Genomic DNA, 24507 nt, shown 5'->3' on the forward strand with positions numbered 1-24507 from the left:
CACCTCCAACGCGGTGTCTTCGAAGAAAGAAGGAATATACTTGATATCCCACCCTCCCCCTTTTCCGGCGAAAAAACGAAGTCCAAGCCGATCCACACCATCGCTGTCTTTCTCACGATGAAAGACATCAAGTGGTAGGTTTTGCACCTCACTAATGCGGGATGGCGCGCACATAAGTAGTGCGAATAGTGAAGTCGTAAACCGATCACGAGGATGTTGTGGATCACTGACAAACATCTCAGCCATGGATTCAAGATGGTGATCTACAGGCAGCTTGGCAGAACGTTTTTGTCGAGTTTCAGCATCGATACTATTTATCTCTTTGGGTTTAGAGATAGGGTTGCGCCACTCGATGCGACGGGGAACAATCTGACTCTGGTTAAGGAAATTGACCAGTTTCGCCAAAGCCGCACCTGCCTGATACGCGGACATTTTGTACTTCCTCGCGAAGTCTGCGGCGACATCCATTACAACAGTATCAACAAGCGTAATATCTGCGACACCTTTAACAGCCACTAATGCCGGCTCTATGCAACGAAGCGCTTTGAATTCGCTCTTAAGCTTGGACGGTTTCAAACCCTGCTGATAACGTACATAGGCTTTCGCAAACGGAAGGATATGAGCATTAAGTATCTGATGCTCGGTATACCCTCTAGAAGGCGCCCCCATCACAGTAAAATTCCCAACATTTGGCCAAGCATTGGCATGCCAGTCCAGATCGGCTCCAAATACAGTCAGTCTGTCGCGGCACATTTCCACGAAGTCAGCTAGATTCTTATTCGCGTCCCGCTCATCCCTCGGGACAAACAATAATACCTCAGCCATTAGCCATCTCTTCTTTTGCAATCTTACAGCGCTGGATTACATCACCTACAGCCAAAATCAAGCGATCATTGGCCGCCGCAATCTTGAGATCCTCAGTTTGCTCTGCCACACGATCACGGTCTTCGATCAAGCGGTCTAGAACCTCCTCGTGCGCGCCGTCAATCCAAGGTTGGAAATGCGCGCAGGTGTAGCAAGCAATAGGTGCATGAGCACTACAGAAGCCGTAGCTACCACAACTACCAACGTTCGCTCGCCCATTGGAGATACGGCTGGAAGGGTCATTACCTCGCCGTGCTTCGCGCTCGGAGCTGATCAAGACGCCTTGGAATGCCTGGGCGATGGGGGCTAACTGCAACGCAACAGCTTTATCGATGCGCTTTACAATGTCAGGAATGTTTTTTACATATACGCCAGCATTCTGAGTATTTGAATAATCCAAAGCTTCTGCTATGACAAAAACACCACCCCCCTCTCGGGCTATGTTGGTGCCAAGTGTATAGCGAAACCGATTCGGGTTGAGCTGCATTGGATGTCCAGTCCGCTCGCTAACAACACCGACAAGTTCAGCAACCCTTTTAATTCTGCCGTATATATTCTGTGATCGAATGTGAAGCCTATCCGAACTGAGAAGCTCGTGAACATCGGCGCCTGGCTGTAATTTCCTCATATTGGGGAACAGAGGCAGGTTACCGTCAAAGTCTGAGGGCAATATATCCACTCCCAGAGCCTCGGCAAATAATCTCCTCACATGAGCAACTTGCTGCTGTAACAACAGCCATAGGTCTTCAATAATCGCGAACTTGTTAAAACTTGATCGCCAGGGCATCCCCCTCTGCTTAGCTCTCGGAAAATTAATCCAGTACTTGCCAGAGCTATCAGAAATTAGATCTTTGATCTTCAATGCCGCAATCTGGACAGGACGGCGCCCGGTCATGGCCAGCAACATAACCAAGCAAGTGTTCTCTAGCCTCAACCTCGCCGCGACAAACGCATTTATAGTCGCCTCTAATAATCCTTGCATCTCAATATCGGTCAGAGGGCCATCATCTGGGCACATCGACTGCACGGCCCACCCTCTTTCATTCCCCTTGAGCACAAGCTCATCCAAGAGCGCCAAGGTTTCACTCGGAATACCCGGATACCCTAAGCGATCCCATTGTTTAATAAGCACCCGAACTAATCCAACATACCACTCCCGCGACATCTCCAAGCTAGACCTGTATGAGATTATCGACTCCGGAGAAAATAGTTCATTGCCTTGCAAATTTTGCACATAATGGAAAAGTCGCTCCGCTATGTTTTTTGTATGAGATGCAGAACGAAGTTTTGCGTAAAACTCTAAAACTTTCCGAAGGTCTTGTTCGTCACCGGGAAAAATCTCGGACAGTGCCGCAATTGAAATATGAATATCCTTACTCAGCGTCCATCGTTCGCCCAGCAAGTCAACCAAGTACCCATCGCTTGAATAAAACGCATGGCCTGACATCACCTTCGGCAAGCTAAGCAGGTCATGTTGCTCCAACTGCTCTGGAAGACTACTCATCACGGACTGCCCTATTAGGCTTATTCATATAGCCTCTTTGAAGTTCAAGGCTTATCTCTTGAGCCTTTTCTTTTATGTGACGACGGTTGTAAGTGTTAGCAGTGCCCGATGTCGGACTCCACCCCATGAAGTATGAGCGAATTTTAGCCTCCTCCTCATGACCCATTTTTCGCGCATCTGCCCTACGTGAAAATTCATAGTTCCAGTTATGGCGCAATGCATGAGCGTGGAAGCCGGCGTCACCAACAAGACTTGAGATTTCTCTCATCCATTTTTGGAACGCCGTGATGGACAAGGGAGCACCCTCGGAAGGACCCGATTTATGTGTCACAAACAGATAACCATGTTTCTTCGCGCGAGGTAATTTGCTGCGCTGGTTGAGCACATATTCTTGGATCCGAGCAACTAAGGCAGGCTCGATACGTATAGCTCGCGGACGGGTCTTAACAACTGGCTGAAATTTTCGAGTATCTCCCTTAGCATCTGGACGCCTCGAAATAGTCAATGTATTAATCCCAAAGTCGATATCCTCTATACGCAGGTTTAGTAGCTCACCTCTCCGTATTCCTGTTAGCCGAAGAATCAAGAACATCAAAGCATTACGAAGCTGCACCCCATACTCTTTGGCAGGATTATTTGGCGATCCTGGCTTCAAGGCTTCTTCTAATGTTTCTATCACTGCAACGCTGAGGTGAATTTCATCCCTATCAGGAACCGACTTGCTCGACCGAGCCGGGCGATTCGCCTTGATCATATTAGCCATTCTTTCAATTTGACGAACATCAGCGCTAGATGGGGAAACCTGACGCGCCAGAAACTCTACATAGTTAGCCGCCACACTCAGACGGTAATAGTGGACACTTGGGCTGACTACTTTCGGCCTTCTATTAAACGAGACGAGATCGTTACTTTTCTTATTTATGAGCGAGCGTTGAAGAAAGTCTGTCAGATCTCTGACCTGGTTCTCATCCAGAAATGTTCCCTGTCCGAAAGCGCTTTCGAGATCGAAGCCAAGGTGCGCTTCCCAAGCAAAGAGCGCTTTAAGGGCATTCAACGCATTGGTGATCGTGTTGGCCGCAACCGAGCGTGCTCGCAACGTCCACGTCGCGAATAGAGTGGGGTAGTAAAGCGGCATCCCCTGCTCATCCACCAGAACGGAGAACCGCTCGCCATCTGGGCTTTTGAAGCTTCGAATCGAATTCTTCATATAACATCCAAAACTTTACGTTTTAGGATGGTGTGGCAACAGCAGAATTCTATCAAGGTAAATTTGACAGCCCTAAAAAGACAAAACCCCCGCATAGCAGGGGCTTCAGTCCTAAACCTTACATAATTATCTAAGGTGGCCTCTAGAACGGGATGTCGTCGTCGAAGCTGTCGTAGTCCGGAGCAGGCTGCTGAGCAGGCTGTGGCTGAGACTGCGGGCGCGACTGCTGCTGAGGCTGCGATTCGCGCTGAGGACGCGGCTGGGATTGACGCGGCGCATCGTCGGAACTGCCACCACGGCCACCGAGCAGCTGCATGGTGCCGCCCATGTCCACAACCACCTCCGTGGTGTAGCGCTTGACGCCATCCTTTTCCCACTCTCGGGTTTGCAGGCGACCCTCGATATAACACTGCGAGCCCTTGCGCAGGTACTCGCCAGCAATCTCGGCAACCTTGCCGAACAGCACGACACGATGCCACTCGGTGCGCTCCTGCTGCTGGCCGGTCTGCTTGTCTTTCCAGCTGTCGGTGGTGGCCAGCGTGATATTGGTCACCGCATTGCCATTGGGCATGTAGCGGGTTTCCGGGTCGCCGCCGACATTGCCGATCAAGATGACTTTATTCACCCCTCTGGCCATGGGTAACTCCTTTGCTGAAACATGAATGGGGTTGGCTGCAATCCTCGCGAGCGGGAAACAACCAATGACCGGTAATCTTACCCTACCGCCGAAGGTCGGCCAACCGGCGCGACCGGACGAACCCCGAAGCCACAGTTGGGCGACGGCAAATGTGGCGCCACTCGTCAGGCCACCAGATGATCCAGTGCAGCTCGGTCCAGCGCCCTCATGTCCACCTTCACATAAGCAGCGGCCTCCTCGACGATGACCACTGCGTCGGACACACCAGGGACCGCCATCATCTGTTCGGTGAGCGCGGGATTACGCACTGCCCCGGCCGACAGCGGCAGACGAAGCCCCGTGACATAGGGGGGCTCACGCATACGCCAAGTCAGGGCAAACCAGAGCGCGCAGATCACTGCACAACCAGCAAATACCAGGCCTAGCCCACCCTGCTGATAGAGCCAACCGCCAAGCACGCCGCCCAGGCCGGAGCCGAGAAACTGACTCGTTGAGTAAATCCCCATCGCCGTTCCCTTACCACCGGCGGGGGCGACCTTGCTGATCAGCGACGGCAACGAAGCTTCCAGCAAGTTGAAAGCGATGAAGAACACGATCATGCCGGCGATCAGCGACCAGAGCCGATTGCCGAACCACCAGAGAAACAACTCGGAGAGCACCAGTACGGCTACCGCGCCAAGTACCACGCGCTTCATCTGTCGCTTCTTTTCACCATATATGATGAAAGGCACCATGCCGAAGAAACCCACCACCAGTGCGGTGAGGTACACCCACCAATGTTCCTCTCTGGGCAAGGCGGCTTCATTCACAAGCGCCAACGGCAACGCCACGAAGCTGGCCATGAGAATGGCATGGAGCGCGAAAATACCGAAATCAAGCCGCAGCAGGTCGGGATGGCGAAGCGCTGCTCCCAGCGCCTGCCTGGCAACCCCGGATTCGCGGTGCCTGATATGTATAGGCGCGCGCGGAAGCACGGCTACGACGAGCATGCCCAGCACCGCCATGCTCCCCGTTACCCAGAACAGCCCCGAGAGTCCGAATGCGCTTGTCAGTAGCGGACCGACAACCATCGCCACCGCAAACGATACGCCGATGCTCATGCCAATCATCGCCATTGCTTTGGTGCGATGCTGTTCCCGAGTCAGGTCGGATAGCAAGGCCATTACCGCAGCCGAAATCGCACCTGCCCCTTGCAGGACGCGACCGGCGATCACCCCCCAGATGGTGTCAGCCGTTGCGGCGAGCACAGCGCCCGCGGCAAAGATCAGTAGCCCGAAATAGATCACCGGAAGGCGGCCAATTCGATCGGAAATCATTCCGAACGGAATTTGCAGCATCGCTTGGGTCAAACCATAAGCACCAATGGCGAGGCCAATGAGTGCCGGCGTTGCGCCCTGCAGATCCATACCATAGGTTGCCAGCACCGGCAGAACCATGAACATGCCGAGCATGCGAAACGCGAAAACCAGGGCTAAGCCGGAGGCTGCACGTGTTTCGCTGGCGCTCATGCGCTCGCTGTAAGGATCATGCATGCGGGGTCTCGCTTGAAATAACCGGCGGCGATTCTAGCAGCCATCCCCTGCTCGGCACAGGCTCGTTACTTTGCCGCGATGTCGCCCCTGGCCGTATACTTTCGGGTTTTCGCCCGCCATGCGAGGCTGCTTTGGACAAGATTCTGATTCGTGGGGCTCGTACCCACAACCTGAAAAACATCGACCTGACCTTGCCACGCGACAAATTGATCGTGATCACTGGTCTGTCCGGTTCGGGCAAGTCCTCGCTGGCCTTCGACACACTTTATGCCGAGGGCCAGCGCCGCTACGTCGAATCCCTATCGGCATACGCCCGGCAATTCCTCTCGATGATGGAAAAGCCCGACGTCGATACCATCGAAGGGCTCTCCCCGGCCATTTCCATCGAGCAGAAGTCGACCTCCCACAATCCGCGTTCCACAGTCGGCACCATCACCGAGATCTACGATTACCTGCGGCTGCTCTACGCACGCGCGGGCACTCCGCGCTGCCCCGACCATGACGCGCCACTGGAGGCCCAGACGGTCAGCCAGATGGTCGACCAGGTACTGGCGCTGCCGGAAGGCCGCAAGCTGATGCTGCTAGCCCCGGTCATCCGCGAGCGCAAGGGCGAGCACCTGGCGGTATTCGATGAGTTGCGCGCTCAGGGCTTCGTACGCGCGCGGGTCAACGGTCGACTCTATGAACTCGATGAACTGCCCAGGCTGGACAAGCAGAAGAAGCACTCCATCGACGTTGTGGTGGATCGTTTCAAGGTCCGCAACGATCTGCAGCAACGGCTGGCCGAATCGTTCGAGACTGCATTGAAACTGGCCGATGGCATAGCCCTGGTCGCATCGATGGAGGAGGATGACAGTGAAGAGATGATTTTCTCCGCTCGCTTCGCCTGCCCCATCTGCGGGCACTCGATCAGCGAGCTGGAGCCCAAGCTGTTCTCCTTCAACAACCCCGCCGGGGCGTGCCCGACCTGCGATGGGCTCGGCGTCAAACAGTTCTTCGACGCCAAGCGCCTGGTCAACGGCGAGCTGACGCTGGCTGAGGGCGCTATTCGTGGCTGGGATCGGCGCAACGTCTATTACTTTCAGATGCTCGGTTCACTCGCCTCGCATTACGGGTTCAGTCTCGACGAACCGTTTGACTCACTACCGCCCGACCAGCAGAAGTTCGTTTTGCGCGGCAGCGGCAAGGAAAATGTGGACTTTCGCTACCTCAACGACCGTGGCGACATCGTCAAACGTTCGCACCCCTTCGAGGGCATCATTCCCAACCTCGAGCGCCGTTATCGTGAAACCGAGTCCAATTCGGTGCGTGAGGAGCTGGCCAAATACCTCAGCACCCAGCCCTGCCCGGAATGCCGCGGCACCCGGCTGCGCCGCGAAGCCCGCCATGTCTGGGTCGGGGACAAGACGCTGCCCGCAGTGACCGGGCTGCCGATTGGCGACGCCACCGAGTATTTCGGGGAGCTCACGCTGCCCGGCCGCCGCGGCGAGATTGCCGACAAGATCCTCAAGGAAATTTGCCAGCGCCTGCAATTTCTGGTCAACGTAGGGCTCGACTACCTGACCCTCGACCGTAGTGCAGATACCCTGTCCGGTGGAGAGGCGCAGCGAATTCGCCTGGCCAGCCAGATTGGTGCAGGCCTGGTCGGCGTCATGTACATCCTCGACGAACCTTCCATCGGGCTCCATCAACGCGACAACGAGCGCCTGCTGGGCACCCTGCGTCACCTGCGTGACATCGGCAATACGGTGATTGTCGTTGAACACGACGAAGACGCCATACGCCTTGCCGATTATGTAGTCGACATCGGCCCCGGGGCGGGCGTGCACGGCGGGCAAATCGTCGCCGAAGGTACACCGGACGAGGTGATGAACAACCCCGCCTCGCTAACCGGGGGGTATCTTTCTGGTCGGGTGAAGATCCGCTACCCAGCCCAACGCACGCCCCGCGATGCCAGCAAGCTGCTCAAGCTCAAAGGCGCACGCGGCAATAATCTGCGCAACGTCGACCTTGAGATTCCCGTCGGTCTGCTCACCTGCATCACAGGGGTGTCCGGCTCCGGCAAATCGACGCTGATCAACAACACGCTCTTTCCAATTACCGCCACCGCCCTGAACGGCTCGACCACGCTGGAAGTGGCTCCCCATGATTCGTTCGATGGCCTGCAGCATCTGGACAAGGTCGTCGATATCGATCAGAGCCCGATCGGCCGTACGCCCCGCTCCAACCCGGCCACCTACACCGGCCTGTTCACCCCCATTCGCGAACTCTTTGCCGGCGTTCCGGAAGCCCGGTCGAGAGGCTACGGACCGGGACGCTTCTCCTTCAACGTCAAGGGCGGGCGCTGCGAAGCCTGCCAAGGCGACGGCGTGATCAAGGTGGAAATGCATTTTCTGCCCGACATCTACGTGCCCTGTGATGTGTGCAAAGGCAAACGTTACAACCGCGAAACGCTCGAGGTGAAGTACAAGGGCAAGAGCATCACCGAAGTACTGGACATGACCATCGAGGAAGCGCGGGCGTTCTTCGACCCGGTGCCGGCGATCGCGCGCAAGCTGCAAACGCTGATGGACGTCGGCCTGTCGTACATCAAGCTGGGACAGAGTGCGACCACCCTTTCTGGCGGCGAGGCGCAGCGGGTCAAGCTGTCACGGGAACTGTCCAAACGTGACACTGGAAAAACGCTGTATATCCTCGACGAGCCCACCACCGGCCTGCATTTCGCGGATATCCAGCAACTCCTGGACGTGCTGCATCGGCTGCGCGATCACGGCAACACAGTAGTGGTCATCGAACACAACCTGGACGTCATCAAGACCGCCGACTGGCTGGTGGACCTGGGCCCGGAAGGCGGCTCGAAGGGCGGCCAGATCATCGCGACCGGTACCCCGGAAGAGGTGGCGGAAATGGCGCAGTCCCATACCGGCCACTTCCTAAAGCCCTTGCTGGAGCGCGACCGCTCGGCAGGTTAATCGCCCCTCTAGCAACAATCGCAAGCGCAACAGGGTCAATAGCGAATCCCGCCAGGCAGTTGGGCGGAACGCCCAACTCAATAAGGAGAAGTCCCGATGCGCATCGCGCTTGCTGCCTGCCTGATAGGTGCCGGCCTGCTGCCCGGCCTCGCCACTGCGGCACAACCCAACGGCCCATGGATCACCGACGATCAGAACGTCTCGCTCGAAGCATTCATGAGCAACCAACAGCTATACGACCAGCTCACCAGCATCTGGCGACGGTTTCCAGACAAGCTGCAACTGGAACAGGCTGGCAGCAGCAATGAGGGCCGCCCAATCTGGGTTGCCCGCTTGGGCAATACTGAAAAACCTGCGGTGATGATCATCACCCAGCAGCACGGCAATGAACCCCATGGCACCGAAGCGGTGGTCAACCTGATACAGCGACTTGCATCAGGCGGAGCCTCGTCGCGTCAGATATTGGACAACCTGCAGGTTCTCGTTGTGCCAAGGGTCAACCCGGACGGAGCGGAGCGATTCAGTCGCGGCAACATGGATTTCACCGCCCCACAAACCAGCGTCGACTGCCTCCGCGCCGACGGAACGTTGGATCCCGCCAAGCTCAACCAGCGCCTGGGTGCCAACGTAACCGCCTATACCGGTGCCGATGAACAGCGCCGATGGAGCTACGACATCAACCGGTATCACTGGACCGACTGGAGTCAGAGTACCCAGATACGCTGCAATCCCGGCCTGGCAGGCAAACGTCACTTCAACCCGGGACAGAACCCGGTTCCCGAAGCCGTAGCTGTGCGTGGAATCTACGACCGTTACCGACCGATCTGGTTGGTGGACGTGCACAACCAGAACCCCGCTATCGTGCTCGATGACGTCGACCCCGAGGTTAACCGGCCAGGACGCCAGGTCACCGGCTCAATCACCTGGCCCACACACGAAGATGTTGCACCCGCGGCGGTCGCGCTTTCCAAGCAAATGGCCATCGTGATGAAGCAGCGCTCGCAAGAGCTGGGCTTCATGGAAATCACCAACTATTACTACGAGCGTCCCAACGGCGACATCCGCCGCGGCGGCGGTGACCCAGGAATCGCACGCAACGCCTACGGCCTGCTCGGAAGCGAGCGACTGGCTACCGGGGAGACCGGCCCTCTGGGAGGCAGCGTCCTGATGGAAATTACCGGACTGAACAGCCGCGGCCAAAAATCAACAGGCATGCTTCGCAACAATATTCGCGAAATGCTCGAGGCCGTGCTGCTGGCTACCGCCAACGGCAGCCTCACCACCATCGATCCCGCAGAAGCGGATCGACTGCTACCGCCCGGAAACGAAAGCGACGAGCCGCTAAGTAACCCGCACGAGTAGCATGCACCAGCGAAAAAGCGCCTGCAGATGACTGCGGCTCTTGGTGAAGCAAGACAACAACCGGGGGTTTATGTAGATCCCCCAGAACGGGGGAGCGCGGCGGCGACATTTGCCCGGTGCGCCAGGCCGACCGAAGCTGATAATGAAAGGTCAGCCCATCTCACGGAGTGAGTCTTGTGGGTTTTTCAGGCATAACAACCAAGCGCTGACAAGCAGCGAAACCTAGCAGTCCGGGCTGCAGACAATACCCCCGATCGACCAATACGGGCATGGTCATTCCTATACACAGGGAGAAGGAACAAGCCTGTTCCTATCGACACCGAAGAACCGGGATTCCGACGATCACCTGGGCCCGGTGATCGAAGCTTACTGGCTCGGCTGGCCCATCAGTCCGAGCTTTGCAAGACGCAGCCGAGTCGAAGGGGCGGCCTGCATACGATCAGGCAAGCCTGCCAGGCCTTGCTGGAGGCGCAAGGGTCAAAGCGGTATTTCTATATTTAGGCTGCACAAAAGCAAACGCCCCAACATCAGTCGGGGCGTTTGTCGTTACCGCTGCCAAAGTAGGTTGGTTGTTACACGGCCTACCAAGACTCGGTATTTCTTACTACCGAAGTTACCCAGCAGCTTCCACTTCACCGGTAACCGGACGGTCAACCAGCTCAACGTAAGCCATCGGCGCGTTGTCTCCAGCGCGGAAGCCGCACTTGAGAATACGCAGGTAACCACCCTGACGAGTGGCGTAACGCGGGCCGAGATCGTTGAACAGCTTGCCAACGATAGCCTTGGAGCGAGTACGGTCGAAAGCCAGACGACGGTTGGCGACGCTGTCTTCCTTGGCCAGAGTGATCAGCGGCTCGGCGACGCGACGCAGTTCCTTGGCCTTGGGCAGAGTTGTTTTGATCAGTTCGTGCTCGAACAGCGACACCGCCATGTTCTGAAACATGGCCTTGCGGTGAGCGCTTGTGCGGCTGAGATGACGGCCACTTTTACGATGACGCATGATTGAAATTCCTTACCAAACGATCAGTTCGGTGACTATGGTCGATCAGGCCGTAGCCTTATCGTCCTTCTTGAGACTGGCCGGCGGCCAATTGTCGAGGCGCATGCCGAGGGACAGACCACGAGAAGCCAGAACATCTTTGATTTCGGTCAGAGATTTCTTGCCCAGGTTCGGCGTCTTCAACAGCTCGACTTCGGTGCGCTGAATCAGATCACCGATGTAGTAGATGTTTTCTGCCTTGAGGCAGTTCGCCGAACGTACGGTCAGTTCCAAGTCGTCAACCGGACGCAACAGGATCGGATCGATCTCGTCTTCCTGCTCGACCACGACCGGCTCGCTGTCACCCTTGAGGTCGACGAACGCGGCCAACTGCTGCTGCAGAATGGTCGCGGCACGACGGATCGCTTCTTCAGGATCCAGGGTTCCGTTGGTTTCCAGGTCGATAACCAGCTTGTCCAGGTTGGTACGCTGCTCGACACGAGCATTTTCGACAACATAAGCCACGCGACGGACCGGGCCGAAGGTTGCGTCGAGCTGAAGACGGCCAATGCTGCGGCTTTCATCTTCATCGCTCTGACGCGCATCAGCCGGCTCGTAGCCACGGCCGCGAGCGACCTTGAGCCTCATGTTGATCGAGCCATTAGCCGCCAGGTTGGCGATCAGGTGATCGCCATTGACGATTTCGACATCGTGATCCAGCTGGATATCGGCAGCGGTAACAGCGCCCGCGCCCTTCTTCACCAGGCTCAAGGTCACTTCATCACGGCCGTGCAGCTTGATGGCGATACCTTTGAGGTTGAGCAGGATTTCGATGACATCTTCCTGCACGCCCTCGATGGCGCTGTACTCGTGGAGCACACCGTCGATCTCGGCCTCGACCACTGCGCAGCCGGGCATGGAGGACAACAGAATGCGACGCAGCGCGTTGCCCAGGGTATGGCCAAAACCGCGCTCGAGAGGCTCGAGCGTAATCTTGGCACGGGTCGGACTGACCACCTGCACATCGATATGGCGGGGGGTCAGGAACTCATTTACCGAAATCTGCATGGATACACCTATTTTCTAGCCCTTACTTGGAGTAGAGCTCGACAATCAGGTTTTCGTTGATGTCGGCAGACAGATCACTGCGAGCCGGAACACTCTTGAAAACACCAGATTTCTTATCGACATCTACTTCGACCCACTCAACGCGACCGCGCTGTGCACACAGTTCCAGGGCTTGGGCAATACGCAGCTGGTTACGGCATTTCTCACGAATGGCGACCAGATCCCCGGCTTTGACCTGGTAAGACGGAACGTTCACGGTCTTACCATTGACGCTGATCGACTTGTGCGAGACCAGCTGACGCGACTCGGCACGTGTCGAGCCGAAGCCCATCCGGTAAACAACGTTATCCAGACGGCACTCCAGCAGTTGCAGCAGGTTTTCGCCGGTAGCGCCCTTACGGCTGGCTGCTTCTTTGTAATAGCCGCTGAACTGACGCTCCAGCACGCCGTAGATACGACGGACTTTTTGCTTTTCACGCAGCTGAGTACCGTAGTCGGATAGACGACCACGACGCTGCCCGTGAATACCCGGTGGGGTTTCGATGTTGCACTTCGATTCGAGCGCGCGTACACCACTCTTCAAAAAGAGATCGGTGCCTTCACGACGAGACAGTTTGCATTTGGGACCAATATAACGAGCCATTTCTCACTGTCTCCTGATTACACGCGGCGCTTCTTCGGCGGACGGCACCCGTTGTGCGGGATCGGCGTCACGTCGGTGATGCTGGCGATTTTATAACCACAGCCGTTCAACGCACGAACAGCAGATTCACGGCCCGGACCAGGACCCTTGACATTGACGTCGAGGTTCTTGAGGCCATATTCCAGTGCCGCCTGACCAGCGCGCTCTGCAGCGATCTGGGCAGCGAACGGGGTGCTCTTACGAGAGCCGCGGAAACCGGAACCACCGGAGGTTGCCCAGGACAATGCGTTGCCTTGGCGATCGGTGATAGTGATGATGGTATTGTTAAAAGAAGCATGGATGTGGGCGATGCCATCAACCACCGTCTTTTTTACCTTTTTACGAGGACGAGCAGCAGGTTTTGCCATGACTAAATTCCTACGCGATTACTTGCGGATCGGCTTGCGCGGGCCCTTACGGGTACGAGCGTTGGTCTTGGTACGCTGACCGCGCACTGGCAGACCACGACGATGACGCAGGCCGCGGTAGCAACCCAGGTCCATCAAGCGCTTGATCTTCATGTTGACTTCACGACGCAGGTCACCTTCAACGATGAACTTGGCCACTTCGCCACGCAGCAGTTCAACCTGCTCGTCGGATAGATCCTTGATTTTCGCTGCCGGGTTGACACCGGTAGCAGCGCAGATAGTCTGCGCACGGGTGCGACCAACACCATAGATGTAGGTCAGCGAGATAACAGTGTGCTTGTTATCCGGAATGTTTACGCCTGCAATACGGGCCATTCAGTGAAACTCCAATTGACAGCTACCCAACGCCCCGGAAGCCAAGAAAAGGGCGCGAGATACTAACGCTGTAATAACAAATAATCAACCCGGCAGCGCACTAGCTGCCGGGCTCAAGTCTTAGCTCACAATCAGCCTTGGCGCTGTTTGTGACGCGGCTCTGCACTGCAGATTACTCGAACGACGCCTTCGCGGCGGACGATCTTGCAGTTACGGCACAGTTTTTTGACCGATGCGCGAACTTTCATGACAACTCCTGGAACCTTACGAGCCACCTCAGCGGAGCATTCCACTGCCGTAGCCCTTCAGGTTGGCTTTTTTCATCAGGGAATCGTACTGGTGAGACATCAGGTGAGATTGCACTTGGGACATGAAGTCCATCACAACCACCACCACGATCAGCAACGAGGTCCCGCCGAGGTAGAACGGCACATTTGCGGCTACCACAAGGAACTGAGGAAGCAAGCAAACAGCCGTCATGTACAGGGCACCGAACAAGGTCAAGCGGGTCAGCACACCATCGATATAGCGCGCCGACTGCTCACCAGGACGAATCCCTGGAATAAACGCACCGGATTTCTTCAAGTTTTCTGCGACGTCTTTAGGGTTGAACATCAACGCCGTATAGAAGAAGCAGAAGAAGATGATGCCGGCACTGAACAACAGGATATTCAACGGCTGACCGGGAGCAATCGCCTGCGAGATATCAGCCAGCCAGCTCATGCTTTCGGACTGACCAAACCACTGCCCCAACGAAGCCGGGAACAATAGAATGCTGCTCGCAAAAATTGCCGGAATCACACCAGCCATGTTGACCTTCAAGGGCAAGTGGCTTGTCTGCGCAGCGAAGACCTTACGACCCTGCTGACGCTTGGCGTAGTGCACGGCGATTCGCCGCTGACCACGCTCAATGAAGACCACGAAACCAATGATCGCAACGGCCAGCAGACCCACCGCCAGCAACGCAATGATATTGACATCACCCTGGCGAGCCGACTCGAAGGACTGCCCAAGGGCGCCCGGCAAGCCAGCAACGATACCAGCAAAAATCAACATCGAAATGCCGTTGCCGACGCCACGCTCAGTAATCTGCTCACCCAGCCACATCATGAACATCGCACCCGCCACAAATGTGGTGATGGCGACGAAGTAGAAGCCGAAGTCACTGCTGAATGCGACGCCTTGGCCGGCCAGACCGACGGACATGCCGATGGCCTGCACGATCGCCAGAACAAGCGCCAGATAGCGCGTGTACTGGCTGATCTTGCGGCGACCGGCCTCGCCTTCCTTTTTCAACTGCTCAAGCTGCGGACTGACAGCGGTCATGAGCTGCATGATGATCGATGCCGAGATGTACGGCATGATCCCCAAGGCAAAAATGCTCATGCGCTCCAGCGCACCACCTGAAAACATGTTGAACAGGCTAAGGATGGTCCCTTCGTTCTGACGGAACAGCTCGGCCAACCTGTCGGGATTGATCCCCGGCACCGGGATGTGCGCTCCTATCCGATAGACGATAATCGCCATCAGCAAAAAGCGCAGACGAGCCCAGAGTTCAGACAGCCCGCCATTACTCAGCGCGGAGAGAGCACCTTGCTTAGCCATTTATTCCTCGAACTTGCCGCCAGCTGCTTCGATAGCCGCACGCGCACCTTTGGTGGCGGCGATGCCTTTCAGGGTCACAGCGCGACCAACCTCACCGGACAGCATCACTTTCACACGCTGCACGTTTTGGTTGATGACGTTGGCATCCTTGAGGCTCTGCACGGAGACGACATCGCCTTCGACCTTGGCCAGCTCGGAGGTACGCACTTCTGCGCGATCCATGGCCTTCAGCGAAACGAAGCCGAACTTCGGCAGGCGACGATGCAACGGCTGCTGGCCGCCCTCGAACCCGGGCGCGATCTTGCCGCCGGAACGGGAAGTCTGACCCTTGTGACCACGGCCGCCGGTCTTACCCAGACCGCTACCGATACCGCGACCAGGACGCAGCTTTTCGCGACGGGCACCCGGCGCAGAACGTAGATCGTTCAGTTGCATGGCTTAGCCCTCCACACGGAGCATGTAATAAGCCTTGTTGATCATGCCGCGATTTTCAGGGGTATCCTGAATTTCAACAGTGTGACCAATGCGACGAAGGCCAAGGCCCTTTACGCACAGCTTGTGATTGGGGATACGGCCGCTGACGCTTTTTATCAGCGTGACCTTTACGGTATTAGCCATGATCAGGAAATCTCCTCGACGCTCTTGCCACGCTTGGCAGCGATCGAATCGGGCGACTGCATGGCCTTCAAACCCTTGAAAGTGGCATGAACCACGTTCACCGGATTGGTAGAGCCGTAGCACTTGGCCAGAACGTTCTGCACACCAGCCACTTCAAGAATGGCGCGCATCGCACCACCGGCAATCACACCGGTACCTTCCGAAGCAGGCTGCATGTAGACCTTGGAAGCGCCATGCGCGGCCTTGGTGGCGTACTGCAGCGTGGTGCCGTTCAGATCAACCTGGATCATGTTGCGGCGAGCCGCCTCCATGGCCTTCTGAATGGCAGCCGGTACTTCACGGGATTTGCCACGACCGAAACCTACACGACCTTTACCATCACCCACCACGGTCAACGCAGTGAAGGTGAAGATACGGCCACCTTTTACAGTCTTGGCGACGCGGTTAACTTGAACCAGCTTCTCAATGTAGCCTTCGTCGCGCTTTTGCTCGTTATATGCCATAACTTAGAACTCCAGCCCGCCTTCACGAGCAGCATCAGCCAGTGCCTTGACACGACCGTGGTACTTGAAGCCAGAACGGTCGAACGCCACCTGGGTGACACCTGCGGCCTTAGCACGCTCAGCGACCAGCTGACCAACTTTCTTGGCAGCGTCGACGTTGCCAGTGGCACCGCCGCGCAGTTCTTTGTCGAGAGTCGAGGCGCTGGCCAGGACCTTGCCGCCGTCGGCCGAAAGGACCTGGGCGTAGATGTGCTGGGAAGAGCGGTACACACAAAGGCGTACGGTTTCCAGCTCGCGCATCTTCAGGCGTGCCTTGCGAGCGCGACGCAGACGAGTAACTTTCTTTACGCTCATTTGCTATGCCCTACTTCTTCTTAGCTTCTTTACGACGGACCACTTCGTCCGAGTAACGCACGCCTTTGCCCTTGTAAGGCTCAGGACGGCGGAAGTCGCGGATTTCAGCAGCCACCTGACCGACCAGTTGCTTGTCGACACCCTTGATCAGGATATCGGTCTGGCTGGGGGTCTCAGCGGTAACGCCTTGCGGCAGTTCATATTCCACCGGATGCGAGAAGCCGAGAGCCAGGGACAGCAGTTGACCTTTGGCTTGCGCCTTGTAACCAACACCAACCAGCTGAAGCTTGCGCTCGAAGCCTTGACTGACGCCAATTACCATATTGTTAACCAGCGCACGGGTGGTACCGGCCATGGCGCGATTCTGCTGATCACCATTGCGAGCAGCGAAACGCAACTCACCAGCCTCGTGGATCACCTCCACGGACGAGTGCACATTCAGTTCCAGAGCGCCCTTGGCACCCTTTACCGAAAGCTGCTGGCCAGACATGTTGAATTCAACACCAGCGGGCAGCTTGACGGGGTTCTTAGCAACGCGAGACATGCTTATCCCCCCCTTAGAACACTGTGCAGAGCACTTCGCCGCCAACGCCAGCAGCGCGAGCAGCCCGATCAGTCATCACACCCTTGTTGGTGGACACGATCGAAACACCCAGACCGCCGCGAACCTTCGGCAACTGATCAACGGATTTGTACTGGCGAAGGCCAGGACGGCTTACGCGCTTCAGCTCCTCGATGACCGGACGGCCCTCGAAATACTTAAGCTCGATAGACAGCTGCGGCTTGGCGTCGCTGCTGACGTTGTATCCTGCGATATAGCCTTCACCCTGAAGAACGTTGGCTACTGCCACCTTCAGAGTGGAAGACGGCATGCTTACGACGGACTTTTCAGCCATCTGGGCATTACGGATACGAGTTAGCATGTCCGCTAACGGGTCCTGCATACTCATGGGCTCTTGGCTCCTAATACAAAAAATAAGCCCGCGAAGGCTCGTGTCGCCTGCTAGAAGAGCGAACGCCAAAGGCGTGGCTCGGGCGAGCCGGACATTCTAGAGATAGTCCAGAAACGAATCAAGCCCCATAGGGGCTTGATTTTGAACAGCCAGCCCGACAGGAATGCGGGCTACCATTCTTACCAGCTGGCTTTGACCAGACCTGGTACGTCGCCACGCATGGCGGCCTGGCGCAACATGTTACGCGCAAGACCGAACTTGCGATAAACACCGTGCGGACGACCGGTCAAACGGCAGCGGTTACGCAGGCGCGAAGCGCTTGCATCACGAGGCTGCTTCTGCAGAGCCACCTGAGCTTCCCAGCGCGCTTCCGGAGTGGACTCCGGATTGGCGATGGTTGCTTTCAGCGCGGCACGCTTCTGGGCGTACTTGGCAACCGTTTGCTGACGCTTCAGCTCGCGGTTCTTCATGCTTTGCTTGGCCATGTGCCTACTCCAATCAGTTACGGAACGGGAAGTTGAAGGCACGCAGCAGCGCGCGACCCTCTTCATCCGTCCGAGCAGTAGTGGTCAGCGTGATGTCCAGACCACGCAGGGCATCGATCTTGTCGTAATCGATTTCCGGGAAAATGATCTGCTCTTTCACGCCCATGCTGTAGTTGCCACGGCCGTCGAACGACTTGGCATTCAGGCCGCGGAAGTCGCGAACCCGAGGCAGGGAGATCGACAACAGGCGATCCAGGAACTCGTACATACGATCACTGCGCAACGTCACCTTGACACCGATCGGCCAGCCTTCGCGGACTTTGAAGCCTGCGATGGACTTGCGAGCGTGAGTCACGACGACCTTCTGGCCGGTGATTTTCTCCAGATCGGCAACCGCATTATCGATGATCTTCTTGTCACCGATGGCCTCGCCGATACCCATGTTCAGGGTGATCTTGGTAATGCGCGGAACTTCCATCACGTTACCAAGCTGAAGCTCTTCCTTCAGCTTGGGCGCGATTTGCGTCCGATAAACTTCTTTTAGTCGTGCCATGGTTATCTACCTAGCAGTCTCAAGCTTCAACCGGCTTTTGGGTCGACTTGAAGACACGAATCTTCTTGCCGTCTTCAACCTTGAACCCAACGCGGTCAGCCTTGTTGGTTTCGCCGTTGAAGATAGCGACGTTAGAGGCGTGCAGAGGCGCCTCCTTTTCGACGATACCGCCTTGAACGCCGGACATCGGGTTCGGCTTGGTATGGCGCTTGACCAGGTTGATACCACCAACGACCAGACGGTCGTCAGCGAGAACCCGGAGCACCTTACCGCGCTTGCCCTTGTCTTTGCCGGCGATGACGATGATCTCGTCGTTGCGACGAATCTTTTGCATGCGGCTTCTCCTTACAGCACTTCAGGCGCGAGCGAGACGATCTTCATGAACTTCTCGGAACGAAGCTCACGCGTCACCGGCCCGAAAATACGGGTGCCAATAGGCTCCTGCTTGTTGTTCAGCAGAACAGCAGCATTGCCATCGAAGCGGATGATGGAGCCGTCAGGACGACGAACACCGTGACGGGTACGGACCACAACCGCAGTCATTACCTGGCCTTTCTTGACCTTGCCACGCGGAATCGCTTCCTTGACGGTAACCTTGATGATGTCGCCGATGCCGGCATAACGGCGGTGAGAACCGCCGAGAACCTTGATACACATGACGCGACGCGCGCCACTGTTATCAGCCACATCGAGCATGGATTGAGTCTGAATCATATAATTTCTCCGACCCCTAGCCCTTAGACTTCGACGGCACGTTCGACGACATCAACCAGCATCCAGCACTTGGTCTTCGCCAGAGGACGAGTCTCGCGAATCGTGACCTTGTCACCGATACGGCACTGGTTGGTTTCGTCGTGGGCGTGCAGTTTGGTCGAACGCTTCACGTATTTACCGTAGATCGGGTGCTTGACGCGACGCTCGATCAGAACGGTGATGCTTTTGTCCATCTTGTCGCTGACGACGCGGCCAGTCAGCGTACGGACAGTTTTTTCAACTTCAGCCATGATCACTTACCTGCCTGCTGGTTGAGCACAGTCTTGACACGAGCAATGTCGCGCTTGACTTGCGAGAGCAGGTGAGACTGCCCCAACTGGCCAGTTGATTTCTGCATACGCAGATTGAACTGGTCGCGCAGCAGCTCGAGCAGTTGCTCGTTCAGCTGCTGAGCGGATTTTTCACGAAGCTCATTCGCTTTCATCACATCACCGTCCGCTTAACAAAAGTGGTGGCGAGCGGCAGCTTTGCAGCAGCCAGGGCGAAAGCCTCACGCGCCAGCTCTTCGGAAACACCCTCGATCTCGTAAAGCACCTTGCCCGGCTGAATCTGGGCAACCCAGTACTCGACGTTACCCTTACCTTTACCCATCCGCACTTCAAGCGGCTTTTTGGAAATAGGCTTGTCAGGGAAAACACGGATCCAGATCTTGCCGCCACGCTTGACGTGACGAGTCAACGCACGGCGTGCAGACTCGATCTGACGCGCAGTAAGACGGCCACGAGCGACAGACTTCAGAGCAAATTCGCCGAAGCTGACTTTGCTACCGCGCTGAGCCAGGCCACGGTTGTGACCCGTCATCTGCTTGCGGAATTTTGTACGCTTTGGTTGCAACATTTGGCGTACCCCTTACTTGGCAGCTTTTTTACGAGGCGCAGGCGCTTGCGGCTTCAGCTCTTCATGGCGACCACCAATCACTTCGCCTTTGAAGATCCAAACCTTGACGCCAATCACACCGTAGGTGGTGTGTGCTTCGTAGGTGTTGTAGTCGATATCGGCACGCAGCGTGTGCAACGGCACACGACCTTCCCGATACCATTCCGTACGGGCGATTTCAGCCCCACCCAGACGGCCGCTCACCTGGATCTTGATGCCCTTGGCACCAATACGCATTGCGTTCTGTACCGCGCGCTTCATGGCGCGGCGGAACATTACGCGACGCTCCAGCTGCTGAGCGACGTTCTGTGCTACCAGCATTGCATCGAGCTCCGGCTTGCGGATTTCTTCGATGTTGATGTGCACAGGCACACCCATTCTCTTGGTCAGGTCCTGACGCAGTTTCTCAACATCCTCACCCTTCTTGCCGATCACGATGCCGGGACGAGCGGTGTGGATGGTGATGCGTGCGGTTTGAGCCGGACGATGGATATCGATACGGCTTACGGACGCGCTTTTTAATTTGTCTTGGAGGTATTCACGCACGTTCAGATCCGCAAGCAGATAATCGGCGTACGTACGACCGTCTGCATACCAGACGGAAGTGTGCTCCTTGACGATTCCCAGGCGAATGCCAGTGGGATGTACTTTCTGACCCATCTGATCGACTCCGTTACTTGTCCGCAACCTTGACAGTGATATGGCAAGACCGCTTGACGATGCGATCAGCGCGGCCTTTGGCTCGCGGCATGATGCGCTTAAGCGAACGCCCCTCGTTGACGAAGACGGTGGAGACCTTCAGGTCGTCCACGTCAGCGCCTTCGTTGTGCTCGGCGTTGGCTACAGCCGACTCCAGCACTTTTTTCATGATCTCGGCGGCTTTCTTACTGCTGAAAGCCAGCAGGTTGAGCGCTTCGCCCACCTTCTGCCCGCGGATCTGGTCGGCGACCAGGCGGGCTTTCTGGGCGGAGATGCGAGCGCCCGACAACTTAGCGGCTACTTCCATCTTTCCTTACCCCTTAGCGCTTGCCTTTCTTGTCCGCCACGTGCCCGCGATAAGTGCGGGTACCAGCGAACTCGCCGAGTTTGTGACCGACCATGTCTTCGCTCACGAGAACGGGGACATGTTGACGGCCGTTATGCACAGCGATGGTCAGACCGACCATTTGCGGCAGGATCATCGAACGACGCGACCAGGTTTTAACCGGCTTGCGATCATTCTTTTCCATCGCCACTTCGACCTTCTTCAATAGGTGAAGATCGATAAAAGGACCTTTTTTCAGAGAACGCGGCACTGTCGTATCCCTCTAGTTACTTGCGACGACGGACGATCATGTTATCGGTGCGCTTGTTAGAGCGAGTCTTCGCGCCCTTGGTCGGGAAGCCCCATGGCGACACCGGATGACGACCACCGGAGGTACGACCCTCACCACCACCGTGGGGGTGATCGACCGGGTTCATTGCCACACCGCGAACGGTTGGACGGACACCGCGCCAGCGCTTGGCGCCCGCCTTACCCAGCGAACGCAGGCTGTGCTCGGAGTTCGAGACTTCACCCAGGGTCGCACGGCATTCAGCCAGTACCTTGCGCATCTCGCCGGAGCGAAGACGCAGCGTCACATAGGCACCTTCACGAGCAACCAACTGGGCCGAGGCACCAGCCGAACGCGCGATCTGGGCCCCCTTGCCCGGCTTCAGCTCAACACCGTGAACGGTGGAACCCAGCGGGATGTTGCGCAGCGGCAAGCTGTTACCAGCCCTGATTGGCGCGTTGACGCCAGAGAGCAGCTGATCGCCAGCACTCACGCCCTTGGGGGCGATGATGTAACGACGCTCACCGTCGGCGTACTTGAGCAACGCAATGTGCGCAGTACGGTTCGGATCGTATTCAACACGCTCGACGACAGCTGGAATGCCATCCTTGTTGCGACGAAAATCGACCAGACGATAATGCTGCTTGTGACCACCACCGATGTGACGAGTAGTGATGCGACCGTTGTTGTTACGACCGCCAGACTTCGACTTCTTCTCGAGCAGCGGAGCATAAGGAGCGCCTTTGTGCAGCTCCTGATTGACCACCTTGACCACGAAACGGCGGCCTGCGGAAGTCGGTTTGCATTTAACGATTGCCATGATGCACCCCTTCCTTACTCAGCGTTGCCGGAGAAATCGAGATCCTGGCCCGGTTGAAGGGCGACGTACGCCTTCTTCCAGTCGTTGCGCTTGCCCAGACCGCGAGCGGTACGCTTGGTTTTGCCCTGCACATTCAGGGTACTGACCTTGGCGACCTTCACGTTGAACAGGCTTTCGACGGCCTTCTTGATTTCCAGCTTGGTTGCATCGGTCGCAACCTTGAAAACGAACTGGCTCTTGCTGTCAGCCAGCATGGTTGCCTTCTCGGAGACGTGCGGACCAAGCAGGACTTTGAATACGCGTTCCTGGTTCATCCCAGCAGCTCCTCGAATTTCTTCACAGCCGACACGGTGATCAACACCTTGTCATAGGCGATCAGGCTGACGGGATCGGAACCCTGAACGTCACGAACATCGACGTGCGGCAGGTTGCGGGCCGCCAGATACAGGTTCTGATCGACAGCATCGGAAACGATCAGTACGTCATTCAGACCCATACCGGTCAGCTTGCTGGCAAGCAGCTTGGTCTTGGGGCTGTCGACGGCGAAATCTTCGACGACGACCAAACGCTCGGAACGAACCAACTCGGAAAGAATGGACCGCAGCGCTGCGCGGTACATCTTCTTGTTGAGCTTCTGCTCATGGTTCTGCGGACGAGCAGCAAAGGTTACGCCACCGCCACGCCAGATCGGACCACGCGAGGTACCCGCACGCGCGCGGCCAGTGCCCTTCTGGCGCCAGGGGCGCTTACCGCCACCGGAGACGTCGGAGCGAGTCTTCTGCTGCTTGCTACCCTGACGACCGCCGGCCATGTAGGCGACGACTGCCTGGTGCACCAGCGTCTCGTTGAACTCACCACCAAAGGTTTGCTCGGAGACTTCGATGGCCTGTGCGCCATTAACATTCAATTGCATGTGAACTCCCCCTTACCCGCGAGCCTTGGCGGCCGGACGCACGACAACGTCACCACCCGTGGCACCGGGCACTGCGCCCTTCACCAGCAGCAGGTTACGCTCGGCATCGACACGCACGATTTCCAGGGACTGCACGGTTACGCGCTCGGCGCCCATGTGCCCGGACATCTTCTTGCCCTTGAAAACACGGCCTGGAGTCTGGCATTGGCCAATCGAACCCGGGACGCGGTGGGATACGGAGTTACCGTGAGTATTGTCCTGACCACGGAAATTCCAGCGCTTGATGGTACCGGCAAAGCCTTTACCCTTGGACTGACCGGTGACATCCACCATCTGCCCAGCCTGAAAGATCTCAGCGTTGATCTGGTCACCAACCTGGAACTCCTCGCCATCGAGGCGGAATTCCCAGACGCCACGACCGGCAGCGACGTTCGCCTTGGCGAAGTGACCAGCCTGAGCCTTGGTAACACGGGACACACGACGCTCGCCGACCGTAACCTGCACGGCGCGATAGCCATCGCTTTCTTCATTCTTGAACTGAGTGACGCGATTCGGCTCGATCTCAATGACCGTAACCGGAATAGAGACACCATCTTCGGTGAAAACGCGGGTCATGCCGCATTTACGACCGACTACACCAATAGTCATGTTGTAACCTCTTGAGTGTACGGGGCTTTCACCCGCTATGGCCGCCCATTTCAGAGCGTTACACGACTAAAACTCGAGGTTTTAGCCGAGGCTGATCTGCACTTCCACGCCAGCCGCAAGATCAAGCTTCATCAGCGCATCGACGGTCTTGTCGGTCGGCTGAACAATGTCCAGCACACGCTTATGAGTACGGATCTCGTACTGGTCGCGCGCATCCTTGTTGACGTGCGGAGAAACCAGAACGGTGAACCGCTCTTTGCGGGTCGGCAGTGGAATCGGACCACGCACCTGAGCACCAGTACGTTTCGCGGTTTCCACGATTTCCTGGGTTGATTGATCGATCAGGCGATGGTCAAAAGCCTTCAACCGAATACGGATTTGTTGGTTTTGCATTTTGACCTCAGACTCCAATTAGCCATCCCTACCAAACGCAATACGCCCGGTAAAAGGAGGCGCAATTGTACGGATGCGTCTAGGGGGTGTCAATAAATGATCAACAATAGAAAAAGGGCCCCGAAGGGCCCTTTCCGACACCGAACAAA

34 protein-coding genes and 1 pseudogene are annotated in these 24507 nt (G+C 56.7%); 2 read left to right on the forward strand and 33 right to left on the reverse strand.

What is annotated here, in order from left to right:
• The 5 genes and pseudogenes from NA637_RS18525 to NA637_RS18545 form a co-directional block, all read right to left on the reverse strand.
• Positions 1–825: pseudogene (locus NA637_RS18525) on the reverse strand (integrase); the annotation flags it as partial.
• Positions 818–2368 (reverse strand): site-specific integrase, encoded by a 1551-nt coding sequence (locus NA637_RS18530; protein WP_256073792.1) that lies wholly within the window; start codon positions 2366–2368, stop codon positions 818–820. The pseudogene NA637_RS18525 and the gene NA637_RS18530, both read right to left, overlap by 8 nt.
• Complete coding sequence (locus NA637_RS18535; protein ID WP_014821621.1) at positions 2361–3575, reverse strand: tyrosine-type recombinase/integrase; 1215 nt, start codon at positions 3573–3575, stop codon at positions 2361–2363. The genes NA637_RS18530 and NA637_RS18535 overlap by 8 nt, the downstream gene beginning before the upstream one ends.
• 142 nt (positions 3576–3717) lie before the next feature.
• Complete coding sequence (locus NA637_RS18540; RefSeq protein WP_019339955.1) at positions 3718–4212, reverse strand: single-stranded DNA-binding protein; 495 nt, start codon at positions 4210–4212, stop codon at positions 3718–3720.
• A gap of 164 nt (positions 4213–4376) precedes the next feature.
• Positions 4377–5744, reverse strand: a complete 1368-nt coding sequence (locus NA637_RS18545; protein WP_256073793.1) for an MFS transporter — start codon at positions 5742–5744, stop codon at positions 4377–4379.
• A gap of 131 nt (positions 5745–5875) precedes the next feature.
• On the opposite strand from NA637_RS18545, the gene uvrA reads away from it, so the two are divergent.
• Together uvrA and NA637_RS18555 are read left to right on the forward strand one after the other, a co-directional pair.
• The gene (gene uvrA, locus NA637_RS18550; RefSeq protein WP_256073795.1) at positions 5876–8716 is read left to right on the forward strand and encodes an excinuclease ABC subunit UvrA; all 2841 of its coding nucleotides are present in this window, start codon (positions 5876–5878) and stop codon (positions 8714–8716) included.
• A 96-nt stretch (positions 8717–8812) separates the two neighbouring features.
• Positions 8813–10078 (forward strand): M14 family zinc carboxypeptidase, encoded by a 1266-nt coding sequence (locus NA637_RS18555; protein WP_256073797.1) that lies wholly within the window; start codon positions 8813–8815, stop codon positions 10076–10078.
• Positions 10079–10691: 613 nt separating this feature from the next.
• Here the strand turns inward: NA637_RS18555 and rplQ are convergent.
• The 28 genes from rplQ to rpsJ form a co-directional block, all read right to left on the reverse strand.
• The gene (gene rplQ / locus NA637_RS18560; protein WP_256073799.1) at positions 10692–11078 is read right to left on the reverse strand and encodes a 50S ribosomal protein L17; all 387 of its coding nucleotides are present in this window, start codon (positions 11076–11078) and stop codon (positions 10692–10694) included.
• Positions 11079–11123: 45 nt separating this feature from the next.
• Entirely contained in the window at positions 11124–12125 is a 1002-nt protein-coding gene (locus NA637_RS18565; protein ID WP_256073801.1) for a DNA-directed RNA polymerase subunit alpha, read from the reverse strand.
• Between the two features lie 22 nt (positions 12126–12147).
• Entirely contained in the window at positions 12148–12768 is a 621-nt protein-coding gene (gene rpsD, locus NA637_RS18570) for a 30S ribosomal protein S4 (protein WP_256073805.1), read from the reverse strand.
• A 17-nt stretch (positions 12769–12785) separates the two neighbouring features.
• Entirely contained in the window at positions 12786–13175 is a 390-nt protein-coding gene (rpsK, locus tag NA637_RS18575; protein WP_256073806.1) for a 30S ribosomal protein S11, read from the reverse strand.
• Positions 13176–13193: 18 nt separating this feature from the next.
• On the reverse strand, positions 13194–13550 hold the full coding sequence (rpsM, locus tag NA637_RS18580; protein WP_014854208.1) for a 30S ribosomal protein S13: 357 nt from the start codon (positions 13548–13550) through the stop codon (positions 13194–13196).
• 131 nt (positions 13551–13681) lie between these two features.
• Complete coding sequence (gene rpmJ, locus NA637_RS18585; protein ID WP_014854209.1) at positions 13682–13798, reverse strand: 50S ribosomal protein L36; 117 nt, start codon at positions 13796–13798, stop codon at positions 13682–13684.
• Between the two features lie 28 nt (positions 13799–13826).
• On the reverse strand, positions 13827–15155 hold the full coding sequence (gene secY / locus NA637_RS18590) for a preprotein translocase subunit SecY (protein WP_046164402.1): 1329 nt from the start codon (positions 15153–15155) through the stop codon (positions 13827–13829).
• Positions 15156–15590 (reverse strand): 50S ribosomal protein L15, encoded by a 435-nt coding sequence (gene rplO / locus NA637_RS18595; RefSeq protein ID WP_102838126.1) that lies wholly within the window; start codon positions 15588–15590, stop codon positions 15156–15158.
• A 3-nt stretch (positions 15591–15593) separates the two neighbouring features.
• Entirely contained in the window at positions 15594–15773 is a 180-nt protein-coding gene (gene rpmD, locus NA637_RS18600; protein WP_256073808.1) for a 50S ribosomal protein L30, read from the reverse strand.
• A 2-nt stretch (positions 15774–15775) separates the two neighbouring features.
• Positions 15776–16276: a 30S ribosomal protein S5 gene (gene rpsE / locus NA637_RS18605; protein WP_181082236.1), complete on the reverse strand. Its 501-nt coding sequence runs from the start codon at positions 16274–16276 to the stop codon at positions 15776–15778.
• Between the two features lie 3 nt (positions 16277–16279).
• Positions 16280–16630: a 50S ribosomal protein L18 gene (gene rplR, locus NA637_RS18610; protein ID WP_019339967.1), complete on the reverse strand. Its 351-nt coding sequence runs from the start codon at positions 16628–16630 to the stop codon at positions 16280–16282.
• Between the two features lie 10 nt (positions 16631–16640).
• A complete protein-coding gene (gene rplF / locus NA637_RS18615; RefSeq protein WP_256073810.1) occupies positions 16641–17174 on the reverse strand; it encodes a 50S ribosomal protein L6 in 534 nt (177 codons plus the stop codon).
• Positions 17175–17187: 13 nt separating this feature from the next.
• Positions 17188–17580 (reverse strand): 30S ribosomal protein S8, encoded by a 393-nt coding sequence (rpsH, locus tag NA637_RS18620; RefSeq protein WP_003281824.1) that lies wholly within the window; start codon positions 17578–17580, stop codon positions 17188–17190.
• A 182-nt stretch (positions 17581–17762) separates the two neighbouring features.
• The gene (gene rpsN / locus NA637_RS18625; protein ID WP_046164401.1) at positions 17763–18068 is read right to left on the reverse strand and encodes a 30S ribosomal protein S14; all 306 of its coding nucleotides are present in this window, start codon (positions 18066–18068) and stop codon (positions 17763–17765) included.
• A 13-nt stretch (positions 18069–18081) separates the two neighbouring features.
• Complete coding sequence (gene rplE, locus NA637_RS18630; RefSeq protein ID WP_256073813.1) at positions 18082–18621, reverse strand: 50S ribosomal protein L5; 540 nt, start codon at positions 18619–18621, stop codon at positions 18082–18084.
• A gap of 19 nt (positions 18622–18640) precedes the next feature.
• Complete coding sequence (gene rplX, locus NA637_RS18635) at positions 18641–18955, reverse strand: 50S ribosomal protein L24 (protein ID WP_019339971.1); 315 nt, start codon at positions 18953–18955, stop codon at positions 18641–18643.
• Positions 18956–18966: 11 nt separating this feature from the next.
• Complete coding sequence (gene rplN, locus NA637_RS18640) at positions 18967–19335, reverse strand: 50S ribosomal protein L14 (RefSeq protein WP_003289207.1); 369 nt, start codon at positions 19333–19335, stop codon at positions 18967–18969.
• Positions 19336–19358: 23 nt separating this feature from the next.
• Entirely contained in the window at positions 19359–19625 is a 267-nt protein-coding gene (rpsQ, locus tag NA637_RS18645) for a 30S ribosomal protein S17 (RefSeq protein WP_029404618.1), read from the reverse strand.
• Positions 19626–19627: 2 nt separating this feature from the next.
• Positions 19628–19819 (reverse strand): 50S ribosomal protein L29, encoded by a 192-nt coding sequence (rpmC, locus tag NA637_RS18650; protein WP_256073814.1) that lies wholly within the window; start codon positions 19817–19819, stop codon positions 19628–19630.
• Positions 19819–20232: a 50S ribosomal protein L16 gene (rplP, locus tag NA637_RS18655; RefSeq protein ID WP_256073817.1), complete on the reverse strand. Its 414-nt coding sequence runs from the start codon at positions 20230–20232 to the stop codon at positions 19819–19821. Before rplP ends, rpmC begins: the two co-directional genes overlap by 1 nt.
• A gap of 12 nt (positions 20233–20244) precedes the next feature.
• The gene (gene rpsC / locus NA637_RS18660) at positions 20245–20931 is read right to left on the reverse strand and encodes a 30S ribosomal protein S3 (RefSeq protein ID WP_256073818.1); all 687 of its coding nucleotides are present in this window, start codon (positions 20929–20931) and stop codon (positions 20245–20247) included.
• Positions 20932–20944: 13 nt separating this feature from the next.
• The gene (rplV, locus tag NA637_RS18665) at positions 20945–21277 is read right to left on the reverse strand and encodes a 50S ribosomal protein L22 (RefSeq protein ID WP_256073819.1); all 333 of its coding nucleotides are present in this window, start codon (positions 21275–21277) and stop codon (positions 20945–20947) included.
• 13 nt (positions 21278–21290) lie between these two features.
• Entirely contained in the window at positions 21291–21566 is a 276-nt protein-coding gene (rpsS, locus tag NA637_RS18670; RefSeq protein ID WP_021209376.1) for a 30S ribosomal protein S19, read from the reverse strand.
• 16 nt (positions 21567–21582) lie between these two features.
• Positions 21583–22404 carry a 50S ribosomal protein L2 gene (rplB, locus tag NA637_RS18675; RefSeq protein WP_256073820.1) on the reverse strand — a complete coding sequence of 274 codons (822 nt, stop codon included), beginning with the start codon at positions 22402–22404 and terminating at the stop codon, positions 21583–21585.
• A gap of 14 nt (positions 22405–22418) precedes the next feature.
• On the reverse strand, positions 22419–22718 hold the full coding sequence (gene rplW, locus NA637_RS18680) for a 50S ribosomal protein L23 (protein ID WP_256073821.1): 300 nt from the start codon (positions 22716–22718) through the stop codon (positions 22419–22421).
• Positions 22715–23317, reverse strand: coding sequence for a 50S ribosomal protein L4 (gene rplD / locus NA637_RS18685; protein WP_158186165.1), 603 nt, complete (start codon positions 23315–23317; stop codon positions 22715–22717). The genes rplW and rplD overlap by 4 nt, the downstream gene beginning before the upstream one ends.
• A 12-nt stretch (positions 23318–23329) precedes the next feature.
• Positions 23330–23965: a 50S ribosomal protein L3 gene (gene rplC / locus NA637_RS18690; protein WP_256073822.1), complete on the reverse strand. Its 636-nt coding sequence runs from the start codon at positions 23963–23965 to the stop codon at positions 23330–23332.
• Between the two features lie 81 nt (positions 23966–24046).
• On the reverse strand, positions 24047–24358 hold the full coding sequence (gene rpsJ / locus NA637_RS18695; protein ID WP_003186070.1) for a 30S ribosomal protein S10: 312 nt from the start codon (positions 24356–24358) through the stop codon (positions 24047–24049).
• Positions 24359–24507: the final 149 nt, after the last annotated feature.

The sequence above is a fragment of the Stutzerimonas stutzeri genome (assembly GCF_024448935.1).
Lineage (GTDB): Bacteria > Pseudomonadota > Gammaproteobacteria > Pseudomonadales > Pseudomonadaceae > Stutzerimonas > Stutzerimonas stutzeri_AO.